Source organism: Pseudomonas sp. B15(2017), from assembly GCF_002113215.1.
GTDB lineage: Bacteria > Pseudomonadota > Gammaproteobacteria > Pseudomonadales > Pseudomonadaceae > Aquipseudomonas.
Genome location: NZ_NEJZ01000006.1, coordinates 198,157 through 213,898, shown reverse-complemented (window position 1 = coordinate 213,898; position 15,742 = coordinate 198,157). Strand labels below are relative to the sequence as shown.

Here is a 15,742-nt window from a genome sequence, read left to right as displayed (position 1 = left end):
AATTTTGCTCCGCGCCTTGCGCGGTGCTGTTAAGGAAAGCCGACATGCAGCTTAAAGACACCCAGTTGTTCCGCCAGCAAGCCTTCATCGATGGCGCATGGGTCGACGCGGACAACGGTCAGACGATCAAGGTCAACAACCCGGCCACCGGCGAAATTCTGGGCACCGTGCCGAAAATGGGCGCTGCCGAAACCCGCCGTGCCATCGAAGCCGCCGACAAGGCGCTGCCGGCCTGGCGTGCACTGACCGCCAAGGAGCGCGCAGGCAAACTGCGTCGCTGGTTCGAACTGATGATCGAGAACCAGGACGACCTCGCTCGCCTGATGACCCTCGAACAAGGCAAACCACTGGCCGAAGCCAAGGGCGAAATCGTTTACGCCGCTTCGTTCATCGAGTGGTTCGCCGAAGAAGCCAAGCGTATCTACGGTGACGTGATTCCGGGCCACCAGCCGGACAAGCGCCTGATCGTGATCAAGCAGCCGATCGGCGTGACCGCCGCCATCACCCCGTGGAACTTCCCGGCGGCGATGATCACCCGTAAAGCCGGTCCTGCGCTGGCCGCCGGTTGCACCATGGTGCTCAAGCCTGCTTCGCAAACGCCGTTCTCCGCCTTCGCCCTGGCTGAACTGGCCCAGCGCGCCGGCATCCCTAAAGGTGTGTTCAGCGTGGTGTCCGGCAGTGCAGGCGACATCGGCAGCGAGCTGACCAGCAACCCGATCGTGCGCAAACTGTCCTTCACCGGCTCGACCGAAATCGGCCGTCAGCTGATGTCGGAATGCGCCAAGGACATCAAGAAAGTCTCCCTGGAACTGGGCGGCAACGCGCCATTCATCGTGTTCGACGACGCGGACCTGGATAAGGCCGTCGAAGGCGCGATCATTTCCAAGTACCGCAACAACGGCCAGACCTGCGTCTGCGCCAACCGTCTGTACATTCAGGATTCGGTCTACGACGCCTTCGCCGAGAAGCTGAAAGCGGCAGTCGCCAAGCTGAAGATCGGCAACGGTCTGGAAGACGGCACTACCACTGGCCCGCTGATTGACGAGAAAGCCGTGGCCAAGGTGCAAGAGCACATCGCTGACGCCGTGGGCAAAGGCGCAACTGTGCTGGCCGGTGGCAAACCGATGGAAGGCAACTTCTTTGAGCCGACCATCCTGACCAACGTGCCGAAAGACGCAGCTGTCGCCAAGGAAGAAACCTTCGGTCCGCTGGCGCCGCTGTTCCGCTTCAAAGACGAAGCCGACGTGATCGCGATGTCGAACGATACCGAGTTCGGTCTGGCCTCGTACTTCTACGCTCGCGACCTGGGCCGTGTGTTCCGTGTGGCTGAAGCCCTGGAATACGGCATGGTCGGCGTCAACACCGGGCTGATCTCCAACGAAGTCGCGCCGTTCGGCGGCATCAAGGCCTCGGGCCTGGGCCGTGAAGGCTCCAAGTACGGCATCGAAGATTACCTGGAAATCAAATACCTCTGCCTGGGCATCTAAGCCTCGGTAGAAGATCGCTGTAAACGCAAAGGGCACGAGAGCGCTGTCCCTTTGCGTCGCTTCAAACCGGAATTTTCTCTGCGGCCGGGAACGCCGTGGCAGTCGATCATCGCATGCTGCCACCGCCGATTCCTCCCGCTTAATCCTTGAACCACGCCGCCCGATGAGCGGCGAATGAGGACTGTAATGAGCAAGACTAACGCTGACTTGATGGCCCGCCGTACCGCTGCTGTTCCACGTGGTGTTGGCCAGATTCACCCGATCTTCGCCGAGTCCGCGAAGAACGCGACCGTGACCGACGTTGAGGGTCGTGAATTCATCGACTTCGCCGGTGGTATCGCCGTACTGAACACCGGCCACGTGCACCCGAAAATCATCGCCGCCGTGACCGAGCAGCTGAACAAGCTGACCCACACCTGCTTCCAGGTGTTGGCCTACGAGCCGTACGTCGAGCTGTGCGAGAAAATCAACGCTCGCGTACCAGGCGACTTCGCCAAGAAAACCCTGCTGGTGACCACCGGCTCCGAAGCCGTTGAAAACGCCGTGAAGATCGCCCGTGCCGCCACTGGCCGCGCTGGCGTGATCGCCTTCACCGGCGCTTACCACGGTCGCACCATGATGACCCTGGGCCTGACCGGTAAAGTCGTGCCTTACTCGGCCGGCATGGGCCTGATGCCAGGCGGCATCTTCCGCGCGCTGTACCCGAACGAACTGCACGGCGTGAGCATCGACGACTCGATCGCTTCCATCGAGCGCATCTTCAAGAACGACGCCGAGCCGAAAGACATCGCCGCGATCATCATCGAGCCTGTGCAGGGTGAAGGTGGTTTCTACGTCGCACCGAAAGAATTCATGAAGCGTCTGCGTGCCCTGTGCGACCAGCACGGCATCCTGCTGATCGCTGACGAAGTGCAGACCGGCGCTGGCCGTACCGGCACTTTCTTCGCCATGGAACAGATGGGCGTTGCTGCCGACCTGACCACTTTCGCCAAATCCATCGCTGGCGGCTTCCCGCTGGCCGGTGTGTGCGGCAAGGCCGAATACATGGACGCCATCGCTCCAGGCGGCCTGGGCGGCACCTACGCCGGTAGCCCGATCGCTTGCGCCGCGGCCCTGGCCGTGATGGAAGTGTTCGAAGAAGAAAAACTGCTGGACCGCTGCAAGGCTGTCGGCGAGCGTCTGGTCACCGGCCTGAAGGCCATCCAGGCCAAGTACCCGGTGATCGGCGAAGTCCGTGCCCTGGGTGCCATGATCGCAGTCGAGCTGTTCGAAAACGGCGACAGCCACAAGCCAAACCCGACCGCTGTCGCGGCTGTCGTGGCCAAGGCGCGTGAAAAGGGCCTGATCCTGCTGTCCTGCGGCACCTACGGCAACGTTCTGCGCGTCCTGGTACCGCTGACTTCGCCGGACGAGCAACTGGACAAAGGCCTGGCGATCATCGAAGAGTGCTTCTCGGAGCTGTAATCCGTAGCACCGTGTGATCGGATCGACAAAAAACCCGCTTCGGCGGGTTTTTTCATGCCCGGAGAAACACTTGCGCGGTTTTCAGGTTGTACCGAAACGCCAGCATTGGCTAAGGTTCAAGCATTGCAAGGGAGGGCGAGCATGACTGCCGTCGATTTACCCGCTGTACCCCGGGTGCTGATTGCCGAGGCCGATCCCTGGTCGCGTGATCTGCTCAAACAAGTGCTGCTGAATGTGCGCTGCGATGCGCGGCTGGACCTGTGCGCCGATGGCCAGGAGGCGATGTCGCTGCTCAGCGAAGTCCCGTATGACCTGGCGATCGTCGACTGGGAATTGCCCGGCGTCGATGGCTTGAGCGTGTTGCGCAGTGTCCGCCAGCGCAAACGCAACCCGCCGCTGCCGTTCATTTTGATGAGCAGCCGCAACGACAGCGCCAGCGTGCGCGAAGCCCTGCCGATGGCGCCGACCGCCTACCTGGCCAAACCCCTGAACATGGAAAGCCTGACCGAGCGTTTGCAGGGACTGCTGCTGAACGCCGGCGAGGAAGTGTTCTGTGAAGTACCTGCACTGGCGCCGGGCATGACCCTCTCGGTATTCCTCGAACGTCGCCGCGAACAGGCCGATGGCGCACCGCTGATGACCGATGTGCAGGTGGCAGTCAAACGCAGCCTCAATCCCAATGGGCTGGACCTGAAGCTGCTGGAGGAGGAAATCCGCACCGATCCGCAGATCACCGCCGTGTTGATTGCCGCCGCCAACAGCGCCGCCCAGCACCATGGCGCGCCGGTGCAGACCTTGGCGCAGGCGCTGCATCGCCTGGGCACCGGGCAGAGCATGAACCTGATCCTTGGCCTTGCACTCAAGCGCAGCGCCCGACTGAGCGATCCGTGCCTGGCCGATTACGCCGAGCGCTATTGGGGCCTGTCGCTGCACACCGCCGAGTACGCGCGCACGCTGGCGCGGCTGCTCGATCTGGATCAGGAACGCTGCTATTGCGCCGGGATGCTCCATCGCCTCGGCGACCTGGCACTGCTGCGTTGTCTGCAGGAATGGAAGCAGGCCGGCGGCGAGCTGGATGAACTGGAGGAAGTCGGCGATGCGCTGGCGGAATTCGGCGCAGCGTATGGCTCGGCGTTACGCACGCGCTGGCGCTTGCCGCTGGAGTTGCGCGAGCTGATTGCCGCGGTCTACCAGCTCGGTGGCGGGGTGTACTCCCGCGAGGCGCTGGTGATGAACATGGCGGCGCAAATGGCGCGGCTGACCGAGCATGAAGGCGTTGAGGAGCTGGCGAAGAGCCGCACGGCGCGCTTGCTCAAGATCGGCTTGCCGGAGCTGATGCGGATGCGTAAATAACCGCGCGCACTACGAATCCCTGTGGGAGCGAGCTTGCTCGCGAAAGCGGTATGCCAGTCAGCGCTATGTTGACTGACAAGACGCCTTCGCGAGCAAGCTCGCTCCAACAGTAGTCTTGTGTTGGGCTGAGGTCTTGAATCAGGCGGAAATGATCCGGTTCTTGCCCTGCCGTTTGGCTTCGTACATCGCTGCGTCCGCGCGGGCGAACAGGGTGTCGAGGCTTTCGTCATCCGGGGTGAGGCTGGTCAGGCCCTGGCTGACGGTGATGCCGAACGTCTGATCACCGTGGTTGAAACTCAGCCGCTGAATTTCCCGTTGCAGCCGTTCGGCCACCTGCATCGCCATGTCTGGCGCACAGCCCGGGAAAACCGCGGCAAATTCCTCACCGCCAATCCGCCCGAACAGGTCTCCCCGGCGTAACGATGCTCGCCCGCATTCGGCGATTCGTTGCAGTACGTTGTCGCCTTCCGGGTGGCCGTAGGTGTCGTTGATCACCTTGAAGTCATCAATGTCCAGCAGCAGAAACGCCAGTGGCGCGCCTTGCAGGCGGGCGTCTTCGAACTCGCGGTGGGCGCATTCGAAGAAGTGCCGGCGATTGCTGCTCTGGGTCAGCACGTCGGTGGTGGCCAGGCGTTGCAGTTCGGTTTCCATCTGCTTCTTGTCAGTGATGTCTTCGGCGATGCCGACGATGATCACCGGTTGCCCTGGTTCGTCCTGACGGTTGATGAAGCACTTGTCGCTGATCCAGCGCACCTGGCCGTCGGCGGCGATGATCCGGTATTCGCGGTCTTCCACGGCGCCTTTGTGCAGCACTTCGGCGAGGCTGCGTTCGGCGTATTCCAGATCGTCCGGGTAGATGCTGTCGCGCCACTGGTTGTAGTCGGCCAACAGCAGGGCGGCGGAGCGGCCGAATATCCGTTCATAGGCGGGGCTGACATACAGCACCTGACGGGTTTCCCAGTTGAAGGCCCAAAGCACGGCGTTGACGCTGACCAGCAGCGAGCTGAACAGTTGCTCGCGTTCGCTCAGCCGGGCGACTTCGCCCTGAGCGTGCATCAATGCCATCAGGGTTTGCGCGGCCTCGGGCCACTGGGGAGGGGATGAGTCTTTCTGATTGTTGTTGACCATCGACACGAATCTCAAAGGGCGTGCCGGGAAGTCGACAACGGCCACGGGAAAGCCCGCCGGGGGTGGCGAAGTGTCTTTGAGATAGGGATCGGGGGTGAAGTTCCGAAGGGTGCGCCCGGGAATCGGGCGCACCGATCAACGGCATCAGGCGGTGGCAGGGCGCAGCGAGTAGGTTTTCAGCTGGTCGGCGAATTCACGCAGGGACTGGATGCCACTGGCCTCCGCCTCGTGTACCCATTCCTTGATGGCAGCGAGCATGTCGTGGCCATTTGCGCTGGTCTTGACCCAGATCTGCTGCAGGGCCAGGCGTTTCTCGTAGATTACCTTCAGCGCCTGGCTGTGCTCGAACATGTTCTGGATGCGCACGTGGTGGCGATCTTCCAGCAGGCTGGTTTCCCGCGACAACAGGCGTTTGGCCCGGTGGAACTGGTGGCGTACCGAATGATCGACCTTGGCCAGCTCCTGCTTCACCAGCGGCCCGATCACCAGCTTGCGGTACTGGGCCATGATCTGGAAGCGGTTGTTGAGGATCGCCATGGCGGTGTCCATGTCCAGGCTGCCCTTGCCTTCGACGCGGTGGGCGATCGGGGCGACCCGTTGCACCTTGGCCAGACGCAGGAAGCTGAAGACCTGGATCCAGGCCCAGCCGAGGTCGAACTCCCACTTCCTGACCGACAGCTTGGCCGAGTTGGGATAGGTGTGATGGTTGTTGTGCAGTTCTTCGCCGCCGATCAGGATGCCCCATGGCACCAGATTGGTCGCCGCGTCGCGGCATTCGAAGTTGCGGTAGCCGACGGCATGGCCCAGACCGTTGACCACACCGGCCGCCCAGACCGGGATCCACATCATCTGGATCGCCCAGATGGTGATGCCGATGGTGCCGAACAGCAGCAGGTCGACGACGGCCATGATCGCCACGCCCAGCAGCCGGTAGCGGCTGTAGAGGTTGCGCTCGATCCAGTCTTCGGGGCAGTTCTTGCCGTATATGCGCAGGGTTTCCGGGTTCTGCGCTTCTTCGCGGTACAGCTCGGCACCTTTGCGCAGGACGGTGGACAGACCCTTGACGACCGGACTGTGCGGGTCGTCTTCGGTTTCGCATTTGGCGTGGTGTTTGCGGTGGATGGCGGTCCACTCGCGGGTGTTCTGCGCGGTGGTCAGCCACAGCCAGAAACGGAAGAAATGCTTCAGGCCGGCATTCAGCTCCAGGGAGCGATGGGCCGAGTAGCGGTGCAAGTAGACCGTGACGGCAACGATCGTCACGTGGGTCATCACCAGGGTGACGGCGACCAGTGACCAGGCCGACAAGCCAAGAAAACCTTCGTACCACATAGGCTATAGGGCCCTCGATAAAGAAAAAACAGCCGTTGCATTATCACCAAGCACACAGATAAAACCAGTCGCCCTTTCAGATAAGAGATGGCTGGATGTTTCTTGACTTATAATCCCGACAATTTTGTAGGGACATGGACGGCCGAATGTCTGCCACTTACCGCGATGCCTTGCGTGCAGCGCTGCTTTATCTGGTCCTTGCGGTTGTGTGGCTGCAAGGCACTGGCTATTTATTGAACAGTTTCTTCGATCACTCAGACGAACTGCTGCGCTGGCAACTGATCAACGGCTACGTGTTCGTAGCGCTCAGCGCCGGGTTGATCTTCCTGGCCCGTGCGCGGCTGTTCGAATGCCTGGGCATCGGTGCCCGACTGCGTGAACGCCAGGCGGATCGCGAACGCCTGCGTCAGGCTGCTGCAGTATTCGATTGCACCCGCGAAGGCGTGCTGGTCACGGACCGACAGGGGCTGATCGTCCACGTCAATCGCACCTTCATGGAAATCACCGGCTATCAACGCGAGGAAGTCATTGGCCAGCAGCCCAGCCTGTTCAAGTCCGGGCACCATCCTCCGGGGTTCTATCAGGCGATGTTCGCCACCTTGCAGACGAAGGACGAGTGGAGCGGCGAAATCTGGAACCGGCGCAAGAGCGGCGAGATTTATCCACAGTGGCAAACCATTCGGGTGATCCGCGACGAGGACGATCGGCTCAGCCATTACGTCGCGGTGTTTTCCGACATCAGCGCCATCAAGGATTCCGAGCACGAGCTCAAGCACCTGGCCCATCACGATCCGCTGACCGACCTGCCCAATCGCCTGCTGTTCAGCGACCGTGCCGAACAGGCGCTGGCATCGGCGCAGACCCACAAGCGCGGTTGCGCGTTGCTGATGATCGACCTGGACCATTTCAAACTGATCAACGACAGCCTCGGCCACACCATCGGTGACCGTTTGCTCAAGGCGGTCGCCGTGCGTTTGCAGGCGTTGTTCGGGACGGGCATCACCCTGGCGCGGCTGGGTGGCGACGAGTTCGCAGTCCTGCTGGAAAGTTGTCCACAGCCGGCGCAGGCGGCGGCGCTGGCCCAACGCATTCTCGATGCGCTCAAGGAGCCGTTTTGCCTCGATGGCCATGAGCTGTTCATCAACGCCAGCCTCGGCATCAGTCTGTTTCCCAGCGATGCATTGAGCGCCGAACAGCTGTTGCGCAACGCCGATGCGGCGCTGTTCAAAGCCAAGAGCAGTGGCCGCAATGGCTACGCACTGTATACCGAAGAGCTCACGGCTCACGCCCAGCAACGGGTCGAAATCGCCTTTGAACTGCGCCGCGCGCTGGAGCAGCAGGAGCTGCGGGTCTACTACCAACCGGTACACGACCTGAAAACCAGTCGCCTGATCGGCGTCGAGGCCCTGGTGCGCTGGGAACATCCGCAACGTGGCTTGGTGTCGCCGGCGGAGTTCATCCCGATTGCCGAGCGCACCGGGCTGATCTCGGAAATCGACGCCTGGGTCATGCAGCAGGCCTGCCGGCAGATGTGCCAATGGCAGCAGGCGGGAGTCGTGCTGTCGTTTGTCGCGGTAAACGTGTCATCACGCTTGTTCGCCCGCCGCGAGTTGTACGAGCAGGTTGCGCAGGTGCTGCACGACACGGGCCTGGATCCGGCCTACCTGGAGCTGGAAGTTACCGAAAGCGCGGTGATGGACGATCCGGAAGTCGCGCTGGAACAGATGCATCGTCTGCGCGAGCTGGGCATTCGTCTGGCCATCGATGACTTTGGCACCGGTTATTCGTCGTTGCTGCGGCTCAAGCGCCTGCCGGTGCAGAAGCTCAAGATCGATCAGGGTTTTGTCGCCGGCCTGCCGTGGGACGAGGACGACGCAGCGATCGTCCGCGTGATCATTGCCCTGGCCCGCAGCATGGGGATGCAGGTGCATGCCGAGGGCATCGAGCAGGCGGAACAGGCGGCGTTCCTGTTGGGCCAGGCTTGTGATCTGGGGCAAGGCTATTGGTTCGGGCGGCCGGTCCCGGAAGCGCAAATCGACTGGAACCGGGCGCCTTTGATCGGTTGATGACGGCGTACGGCAGGTTTGCCGGCGGGCGAATCCGCCGCAAACCCTTGCTGCATCACATAATGTTTTCCAGTTATATAAACATTCTTAAATAGTCTTTTTAAGAATATCTGCGCCTCTCTTATATTGCTCCCACGCCGAACGCAGTACCGCCCACTGCCAGGCATATCCCATCCAAAGGAGCAGCACCATGAGCGCATCCCTGCGTAGCGTTGACGGTCAGGACGAAGCCACCATCCTTCGCGAAATCCAGAGCGCCTTGCGCGACCTGCGATTCGGCGCGGTGGAAATCACTGTGCACAACGCCCAGGTGGTCCAGATCGAACGCAAAGAAAAATTCCGCTTGCAGCAACCGGGCAACAAGCCGAGCTGAATCGAAAAAAGATTCCAGCCTGCGCCCGCTCTTGCCGGGGATCAACGCAAGAGTGGGCGCAGGCGGTGATCTTTACAGGCAACCCGATTTTCGAAATTCATAAGAAAAAGCCACCACCAGGAATTCCAGGAGCTTTCACCATGTCGTCGATTCGCCGTTACGCTTTGGCCGCCCTGGCCAGTGCTGTGTTTGCCGGTTCCGCGGTTGCCAAGGATTACGAACTGCTCAACGTGTCGTATGACCCGACGCGCGAGCTTTATCAGGATTACAACGCCGAATTCGTGAAGTACTGGCAGTCGGAACACGCTGGCGACACCGTGAAAATCCAGCAATCCCATGGCGGTTCGGGCAAGCAGGGCCGTGCGGTGATCGACGGTCTGCGCGCCGACGTCGTGACTCTGGCCCTGGCCGGCGACATCGACGAAATCGCCAAGCTCGGCAAGACCCTGCCGGCCGACTGGCAGAAGCGTCTGCCGGAAGCCAGCACTCCGTACACCTCGACCATCGTGTTCCTGGTGCGCAAGGGCAACCCGAAAGGCATCAAGGACTGGGGCGATCTGATCAAGAACGACGTCTCGGTGATTACCCCGAACCCGAAAACCTCCGGCGGTGCACGCTGGAACTTCCTCGCGGCATGGGCCTACGGCCTGAAAGCCAACGGCGGCGACGAAGCGAAAGCCAAGGAATACGTACAGACCCTGTTCAAGCATGTGCCGGTTCTGGACACCGGCGCCCGTGGCTCGACCATTACCTTCGTCAACAACGGTCAGGGTGATGTGTTGCTGGCCTGGGAAAACGAAGCCTTCCTGGCGCTCAAAGAAGACGGCGGCAAGGACAAGTTCGACATCGTCGTGCCTTCGCTGTCGATCCTCGCCGAACCTCCGGTGGCCGTGGTCGACAAGAACGCCGAGAAGAAGGGTAACGAGCAGATCGCCGAAGCCTATCTCAAGCATCTGTACAGCCCGGCCGGTCAGGAAATCGCGGCGAAGAACTTCTACCGTCCGCGTGACAAGGACGTGGCTGCCAAGTACGCCCAGCAGTTCCCGAAACTGGAACTGGTGACCATCGACAAGGACTTCGGCGGCTGGAAAACCGCACAGCCGAAATTCTTCAACGACGGTGGCGTGTTCGACCAGATCTATCAGGCGCAGTAATCTGAAATAAGCTGCAACCGAGCTTTAGTGCCGGACACCCCATGTGGGAGCGAGCTTGCTCGCGAAGGCGGTGTGTCAGACAACGTAAGTGTTGAATGATGCTCCCTCTTCGCGAGCAAGCTCGCTCCCACATTAGTGCGTTCAGCGGAACGTTTTTTAACCAAGGACTTTTATGTCGCGTCGTATCTCCCCCGTCATACCCGGCTTCGGGCTGACGCTGGGCTACACCTTGGTGTACCTCAGCCTGATTGTGCTAATCCCGCTGGCGGCGATGTTCGTCCACGCCGCCCAACTCACCTTGGATCAGTTCTGGACGATCATCTCCGCGCCCCGGGTTCTGGCCGCACTGAAGCTGAGCTTCGGCACTGCGCTGTGCGCCGCGATCATCAACGGCATCATCGGCACGTTGCTGGCCTGGGTTCTGGTGCGCTACACGTTCCCGGGACGCAAGGTGATCGACGCGATGATCGATCTGCCGTTCGCCCTGCCGACCGCGGTGGCCGGTATCGCGCTGACGGCGCTCTACACGCCGACCGGGCTGGTCGGGCAGTTCGCTGCAGACCTCGGTTTCAAGATCGCCTACACCCCGCTCGGGATTACCTTGGCGCTGACCTTCGTGACCCTGCCGTTCGTGGTGCGCACGGTGCAGCCGGTGCTGGCGGACATCCCGCGGGAAGTCGAAGAAGCCGCGGCGTGCCTCGGTGCCAAACCGCTGCAGGTGTTCCGTCACATCCTGCTGCCGGCGCTGTTGCCAGCCTGGCTGACCGGTTTTGCCCTGGCGTTCGCCCGGGGCGTTGGCGAATACGGTTCGGTGATTTTCATCGCCGGCAACATGCCGATGAAAACCGAGATCCTGCCGCTGCTGATCATGGTCAAGCTCGACCAATACGATTACACCGGCGCTACCTCCATCGGCGTGTTGATGCTGGTGGTTTCTTTCGTCCTGTTGCTGCTGATCAACTTGCTGCAGCGGCGCATCGAAACCCCATAAGGAGGCGCGAACCATGTCCCAATCGTCTATTGCGGCCGCTTCCTCGGCCAATGCCGCCCGCCGTGGCAGTGCCACTTCGCGGCGGATTCTGATCGGCCTCGGCTGGCTGATTTTCTTCCTGTTCCTGGTGCTGCCGCTGTTCATTGTGGTGTCGCAGGGATTGAAGAACGGCCTCGGTGCCTTCTTCACTGCGATCTTTGAACCGGATGCCTTGTCGGCGCTGAAACTCACCGTGATCGCGGTGCTGATTTCGGTCCCGTTGAACCTGGTGTTCGGTGTCAGCGCCGCGTGGTGCGTGAGCAAATACTCGTTCCGTGGCAAGAGCATGCTGGTGACGCTGATCGACCTGCCGTTCTCGGTGTCGCCGGTGATCGCCGGTCTGGTCTACGTGTTGATGTTCGGCGCCCAGGGCCTGTTCGGGCCGTGGCTGCAGGATCATGACATCCAGATCGTCTTCGCCCTGCCGGGCATCGTACTGGCGACGATCTTCGTCACCGTGCCGTTCGTGGCCCGCGAGCTGATCCCGCTGATGCAGGAACAAGGCACTCAGGAAGAGGAAGCCGCGCGTCTGCTCGGCGCCAACGGCTGGCAGATGTTCTGGCACGTGACCGTCCCCAACATCAAGTGGGGCCTGATCTACGGCGTGGTGCTGTGTACTGCGCGGGCCATGGGTGAGTTCGGCGCGGTGTCGGTGGTTTCCGGGCACATTCGCGGGGTGACCAACACCTTGCCGCTGCATGTCGAGATCCTCTACAACGAATACAACCACGTGGCCGCGTTCGCCGTGGCGAGCCTGTTGCTGATCCTGGCGCTCTTCATCCTGCTGCTCAAGCAGTGGAGCGAAAACCGTATCAACCGCCTGCGCGCCAGCGCCGCGGAGGAATAATTCATGTCGATCGAAGTGCGTAACGTCAGCAAGAATTTCAATGCGTTCAAGGCGCTGGACAACATCAGCCTGGACATCCAAAGCGGTGAGCTGGTGGCGCTGCTCGGCCCGTCCGGCTGCGGCAAGACCACCTTGCTGCGCATCATTGCCGGTCTGGAAACCCCGGATAACGGCAACATCGTGTTCCACGGTGAAGACGTTTCCGGCCACGACGTGCGGGATCGCAACGTCGGGTTCGTGTTCCAGCATTACGCCCTGTTCCGCCACATGACCGTGTTCGACAACGTCGCGTTCGGCCTGCGCATGAAGCCGAAAAACCAGCGCCCGAGCGAAAGCCAGATTGCGACCAAGGTTCACGAGCTGCTGAACATGGTGCAACTGGACTGGCTGTCGGATCGTTATCCGGAGCAACTGTCCGGCGGTCAGCGTCAACGTATCGCCCTGGCCCGTGCCCTGGCGGTAGAGCCGAAAGTGCTGCTGCTCGACGAGCCGTTCGGCGCCCTCGACGCCAAGGTGCGTAAAGAGCTGCGCCGCTGGCTGGCGCGCCTGCACGAAGACATCAACCTGACCTCGGTATTCGTGACCCACGACCAGGAAGAGGCAATGGAAGTGGCCGACCGAATCGTGGTGATGAACAAGGGTGTGATCGAGCAGATCGGCTCACCGGGCGACGTCTACGAAAACCCGGCCAGCGATTTCGTCTACCACTTCCTCGGCGACTCGAACCGTCTGCATCTGGGCGATGACAATCACGTACTGTTCCGCCCCCACGAAGTGTCGCTGTCGCGGCATGAGCTGGAGGATCACCATGCCGCTGAAGTCCGCGATATCCGGCCGCTGGGCGCGACCACGCGGGTGACGCTGAAGGTTGAGGGGCAAACCGATCTGATCGAGGCGGAAGTGGTGAAGGATCACGACAGCCTGACCGGGTTGGCGAAGGGTGAGACGTTGTTCTTCAAGCCGAAGGTCTGGCAGAAAGTCGCCAACGTTTGACCTCGCGCGTTCCCACGCTCCGCGTGGGAACGCCGCTATGGACGCTCCGCGTCCACTGCGACGCGGAGCGTCACGGGATTCATTCCCACGCAGAGCGTGGGAACGAGCGAAAGTTTTTCAGCGAACACGACATTTGTGAACGACTGGATCCCTGTGGGAGCGAGCTTGCTCTCGAAAGCGGCCTACACAGCGGCCCTGTTCGGATTGACCCGCACCACACCCGCCCGCGCTTCGATCTGTTCTTTCAGCTCATGCCGCATCCCGAGCATGAACGCCAGTTCAGCCACCACAAACAGCGGCCCGACAATCAACCCGCTCAAGTCATCGACAAACGCCGGTTTGCGCCCCTCGTAGTGGTGACCGACAAACTGGATCACCCAGCCGATCACAAACATCGCCAGACCGCTGCTGAGCCAGACCATGGTGCTCTGCTGCGCCAGGACGTGCCCGGCCCAGACCGATAGCCCCATGAGTGCGGTCATCAACACACCAAGTTTCACTTCCAGTCGCAGGTAAAACCATGCTGAGGCCAGCGCCACGATAACGACAGGCGAAATCCACAACTCGCCCACCGACCATTCCGGCCGCGACAACAGCACGGCCACCGCCACTACGATCAGCGGAATCCCGATAAAGTGGCTGGCGATGTTGCGCGGGTCACGGTGGTAAGCGGCGTATTGACTCAAATGATCGACGAGGCTTTTCATTGTTGTTCCTCCTGTAGGGTGATCGAATCATGCCCCGGGTTCACGGCTCGCTCTGTCAGGCAGGCGACAATCTTTAGGAGAACGCATGGATAAGGTCTGGCGCGAGCGCCTGTTGACCGGGCAATGGTTCAGTCATCTGCCTTCGTCCTTTCAGGATAGTCTGCTGGCGGCGGCGAAGGAGCGGCGGCTGGTGGCGGGACAGCGCTTGTTCCAGCGCGGTGATGCGCCGTGCGGGCTGTACGCGGTGCTCGATGGCGCGGTACGCATCGGCGCGGTCAGCGAGCAGGGCAAGGAGGCGTTGCTGAGCCTGGTGGAAGCGCCGCACTGGTTCGGCGAAATCTGCCTGTTCGACGGCCAGCCCCGCACCCATGATGCTTATGCGGTCGGCCCGTGTCTGTTGCTGAATATCCCGCAAGCCACATTGCTGAAATTGCTCGACGAGCAACCTGTCTACTGGCGGCATCTCGCTTTGTTGATGAGCCACAAACTGCGCCTGACCTTCATCAACCTCGAACAGCTGAGCCTGCTGCCGGCCCCGGCGCGTCTGGCTCATCGCTTGCTGATGATCGCTGAAGGCTACGGCGAACTCGACCCGCCGCGCCGCGTGCTGCAACTGCCTCAGGAGCAGTTGGCGTCGATGCTGTCGCTGTCGCGGCAGACCACTAATCAGATTCTCAAGGAGTTGCAGGGGCAGGGGATTATCGGCTTGAGTTATGGCGAAATCGAAATCCTCGACACTGATCGCCTGCGGGCACTTGCCACACTTTAGTGTTCACTACTATCCCTGTGGGAGCGGGCTTGCCCGCGATTGGGGGCTGTCAGTTGTCCTCTATGTCGATTGACACGACGCCATCGCGGGCAAGCCCGCTCCCACAGGGGAAATGTATGTGGCTTACGAGCCGCGATAGGTCGAGAAGCCATAAGGGCTCAGCAGCAGTGGGATGTGATAGTGCTGATCCGTCTGTTTCACTTTGAAAATCACCGGAATCTCCGGGAAAAACGTTTCGTGCTTCGCCTTCTCGAAGTACTCGCCGGTCTTGAACACCACCCGATATTCACCCGCCTCGAACGGTTTGTTCGCCGGGAACAGTTCGGCGATCCGTCCCTGTTCATTGGTGGTGCCCTGCGCCAGCGGCTGCCAGTTCTGGCCGACGTGACGCTCCAGCGTCACGTTGATGCCCGGCGACGGCAGGCCGTTTTCCAGATTGAGCACGTGCACGCTCAGCGGGTTGCCGGCGGCCAGTGTCAGGCTCGAAAAAGCACTCAGGCCGAGCGCGGCGAAAGTCATGCGCAGTGGGGTCATGGTGATGCTCCTGGGTTCAAGTACGGTTGATGGACAGGCCGACGATGTCGGCAGCCTTGATTGCGCAGGTTTCGTCCTGCTCGCCGCCGCCGGAACCGGCCACGCCCATGGCGCCGACCAGTTCTTTTTCCACGAATAGCGGAATGCCGCCGCCGAGCAGCAGCAACTCATCAAGGGTGTTGAGGTTGGCGGTTTCCGGATTGCTGCGGGCGCGCTCGGCGAACAGCCGGGTCGGGGTTTTCGTCGACAGCGCGGTGTAGGCCTTGCGTTGGCTGGCGGCGGTGTTGTGCGGGCCGATACCGTCGCCACGCAAGGTCACCAGCAGATTGCCGCCACGGTCGAGTACCGACACCGTGGCGGTGCAGTTTTCCAGTGCCGCGTCGGCCAGCAGCCGGGCGGTTTTCAGATCGAGATCGGCGTGACGGGGCAGCTCCGGCGTAGCGAATGCGGCAGTGCCGAGGCCGATTGCCAGGCTGGCAACCAGGTATTTAGCGGTCATGGGCAGGTT

At 61.3% G+C, this 15,742-nt stretch carries 15 protein-coding genes; 10 read left to right on the top strand and 5 right to left on the bottom strand.

What is annotated here, in order from left to right:
- Window positions 1–44: 44 nt before the first annotated feature.
- The 3 genes from gabD (at window position 45) to CAF73_RS11865 (ending at window position 4,304) form a co-directional block, all read left to right on the top strand.
- Window positions 45–1,487, top strand: coding sequence for an NADP-dependent succinate-semialdehyde dehydrogenase (gene gabD, locus CAF73_RS11875; RefSeq protein ID WP_085702784.1), 1,443 nt, complete (start codon window positions 45–47; stop codon window positions 1,485–1,487).
- A 186-nt stretch (window positions 1,488–1,673) separates the two neighbouring features.
- Window positions 1,674–2,951 (top strand): 4-aminobutyrate--2-oxoglutarate transaminase, encoded by a 1,278-nt coding sequence (gabT, locus tag CAF73_RS11870; RefSeq protein WP_085697962.1) that lies wholly within the window; start codon window positions 1,674–1,676, stop codon window positions 2,949–2,951.
- Between the two features lie 141 nt (window positions 2,952–3,092).
- On the top strand, window positions 3,093–4,304 hold the full coding sequence (locus CAF73_RS11865; RefSeq protein WP_085702783.1) for a response regulator: 1,212 nt from the start codon (window positions 3,093–3,095) through the stop codon (window positions 4,302–4,304).
- A gap of 138 nt (window positions 4,305–4,442) precedes the next feature.
- Here the strand turns inward: CAF73_RS11865 and CAF73_RS11860 are convergent, their stop codons facing one another.
- Together CAF73_RS11860 and desA are read right to left on the bottom strand one after the other, a co-directional pair.
- Entirely contained in the window at window positions 4,443–5,432 is a 990-nt protein-coding gene (locus CAF73_RS11860) for a sensor domain-containing diguanylate cyclase (RefSeq protein WP_085702782.1), read from the bottom strand.
- Between the two features lie 144 nt (window positions 5,433–5,576).
- Window positions 5,577–6,761: a delta-9 fatty acid desaturase DesA gene (gene desA / locus CAF73_RS11855; RefSeq protein WP_085697965.1), complete on the bottom strand. Its 1,185-nt coding sequence runs from the start codon at window positions 6,759–6,761 to the stop codon at window positions 5,577–5,579.
- A gap of 146 nt (window positions 6,762–6,907) precedes the next feature.
- On the opposite strand from desA, the gene dibA reads away from it, so the two are divergent.
- The 6 genes from dibA (at window position 6,908) to CAF73_RS11825 (ending at window position 13,224) form a co-directional block, all read left to right on the top strand.
- Entirely contained in the window at window positions 6,908–8,827 is a 1,920-nt protein-coding gene (gene dibA, locus CAF73_RS11850) for a phosphodiesterase DibA (protein ID WP_085702781.1), read from the top strand.
- A 190-nt stretch (window positions 8,828–9,017) separates the two neighbouring features.
- Window positions 9,018–9,200, top strand: a complete 183-nt coding sequence (gene oscA, locus CAF73_RS11845; RefSeq protein WP_022643503.1) for a sulfur starvation response protein OscA — start codon at window positions 9,018–9,020, stop codon at window positions 9,198–9,200.
- A 140-nt stretch (window positions 9,201–9,340) separates the two neighbouring features.
- A complete protein-coding gene (locus CAF73_RS11840; protein ID WP_085702780.1) occupies window positions 9,341–10,354 on the top strand; it encodes a sulfate ABC transporter substrate-binding protein in 1,014 nt (337 codons plus the stop codon).
- A 172-nt stretch (window positions 10,355–10,526) separates the two neighbouring features.
- Window positions 10,527–11,345: a sulfate ABC transporter permease subunit CysT gene (cysT, locus tag CAF73_RS11835; protein ID WP_085702779.1), complete on the top strand. Its 819-nt coding sequence runs from the start codon at window positions 10,527–10,529 to the stop codon at window positions 11,343–11,345.
- Between the two features lie 13 nt (window positions 11,346–11,358).
- Window positions 11,359–12,231, top strand: a complete 873-nt coding sequence (cysW, locus tag CAF73_RS11830; RefSeq protein WP_007952817.1) for a sulfate ABC transporter permease subunit CysW — start codon at window positions 11,359–11,361, stop codon at window positions 12,229–12,231.
- A 3-nt stretch (window positions 12,232–12,234) separates the two neighbouring features.
- Entirely contained in the window at window positions 12,235–13,224 is a 990-nt protein-coding gene (locus CAF73_RS11825) for a sulfate/molybdate ABC transporter ATP-binding protein (protein WP_085697968.1), read from the top strand.
- 182 nt (window positions 13,225–13,406) lie between these two features.
- On the opposite strand, the gene CAF73_RS11820 is transcribed toward CAF73_RS11825, so the two are convergent.
- Complete coding sequence (locus CAF73_RS11820) at window positions 13,407–13,931, bottom strand: DUF962 domain-containing protein (RefSeq protein WP_085702778.1); 525 nt, start codon at window positions 13,929–13,931, stop codon at window positions 13,407–13,409.
- Window positions 13,932–14,016: 85 nt separating this feature from the next.
- Here CAF73_RS11820 and CAF73_RS11815 point away from each other — a divergent pair, with 85 nt between their 5' ends.
- Window positions 14,017–14,700 carry a Crp/Fnr family transcriptional regulator gene (locus CAF73_RS11815; protein WP_085702777.1) on the top strand — a complete coding sequence of 228 codons (684 nt, stop codon included), beginning with the start codon at window positions 14,017–14,019 and terminating at the stop codon, window positions 14,698–14,700.
- A gap of 123 nt (window positions 14,701–14,823) precedes the next feature.
- Here CAF73_RS11815 and uraH read toward each other — a convergent pair whose 3' ends face one another.
- Window positions 14,824–15,234 (bottom strand): hydroxyisourate hydrolase, encoded by a 411-nt coding sequence (uraH, locus tag CAF73_RS11810; protein WP_085702776.1) that lies wholly within the window; start codon window positions 15,232–15,234, stop codon window positions 14,824–14,826.
- A 16-nt stretch (window positions 15,235–15,250) separates the two neighbouring features.
- Window positions 15,251–15,733: a heme-binding protein gene (locus CAF73_RS11805; protein ID WP_085702775.1), complete on the bottom strand. Its 483-nt coding sequence runs from the start codon at window positions 15,731–15,733 to the stop codon at window positions 15,251–15,253.
- Window positions 15,734–15,742: the final 9 nt, after the last annotated feature.

Excerpts from the sequence above, each read along its gene's own strand:
- CAF73_RS11805 (WP_085702775.1), bottom strand. The coding sequence starts at position 15,733 with ATGACCGCTAAATACCTGGTTGCCAGCCTGGCAATCGGCCTCGGCACT.
- cysW (WP_007952817.1), top strand. The coding sequence starts at position 11,359 with ATGTCCCAATCGTCTATTGCGGCCGCTTCCTCGGCCAATGCCGCCCGC.
- uraH (WP_085702776.1), bottom strand. The coding sequence starts at position 15,234 with ATGACCCCACTGCGCATGACTTTCGCCGCGCTCGGCCTGAGTGCTTTT.
- cysT (WP_085702779.1), top strand. The coding sequence starts at position 10,527 with ATGTCGCGTCGTATCTCCCCCGTCATACCCGGCTTCGGGCTGACGCTG.
- CAF73_RS11825 (WP_085697968.1), top strand. The coding sequence starts at position 12,235 with ATGTCGATCGAAGTGCGTAACGTCAGCAAGAATTTCAATGCGTTCAAG.
- CAF73_RS11860 (WP_085702782.1), bottom strand. The coding sequence starts at position 5,432 with ATGGTCAACAACAATCAGAAAGACTCATCCCCTCCCCAGTGGCCCGAG.
- CAF73_RS11865 (WP_085702783.1), top strand. The coding sequence starts at position 3,093 with ATGACTGCCGTCGATTTACCCGCTGTACCCCGGGTGCTGATTGCCGAG.
- CAF73_RS11815 (WP_085702777.1), top strand. The coding sequence starts at position 14,017 with ATGGATAAGGTCTGGCGCGAGCGCCTGTTGACCGGGCAATGGTTCAGT.
- CAF73_RS11820 (WP_085702778.1), bottom strand. The coding sequence starts at position 13,931 with ATGAAAAGCCTCGTCGATCATTTGAGTCAATACGCCGCTTACCACCGT.
- gabD (WP_085702784.1), top strand. The coding sequence starts at position 45 with ATGCAGCTTAAAGACACCCAGTTGTTCCGCCAGCAAGCCTTCATCGAT.
- CAF73_RS11840 (WP_085702780.1), top strand. The coding sequence starts at position 9,341 with ATGTCGTCGATTCGCCGTTACGCTTTGGCCGCCCTGGCCAGTGCTGTG.
- desA (WP_085697965.1), bottom strand. The coding sequence starts at position 6,761 with ATGTGGTACGAAGGTTTTCTTGGCTTGTCGGCCTGGTCACTGGTCGCC.
- oscA (WP_022643503.1), top strand. The coding sequence starts at position 9,018 with ATGAGCGCATCCCTGCGTAGCGTTGACGGTCAGGACGAAGCCACCATC.
- dibA (WP_085702781.1), top strand. The coding sequence starts at position 6,908 with ATGTCTGCCACTTACCGCGATGCCTTGCGTGCAGCGCTGCTTTATCTG.
- gabT (WP_085697962.1), top strand. The coding sequence starts at position 1,674 with ATGAGCAAGACTAACGCTGACTTGATGGCCCGCCGTACCGCTGCTGTT.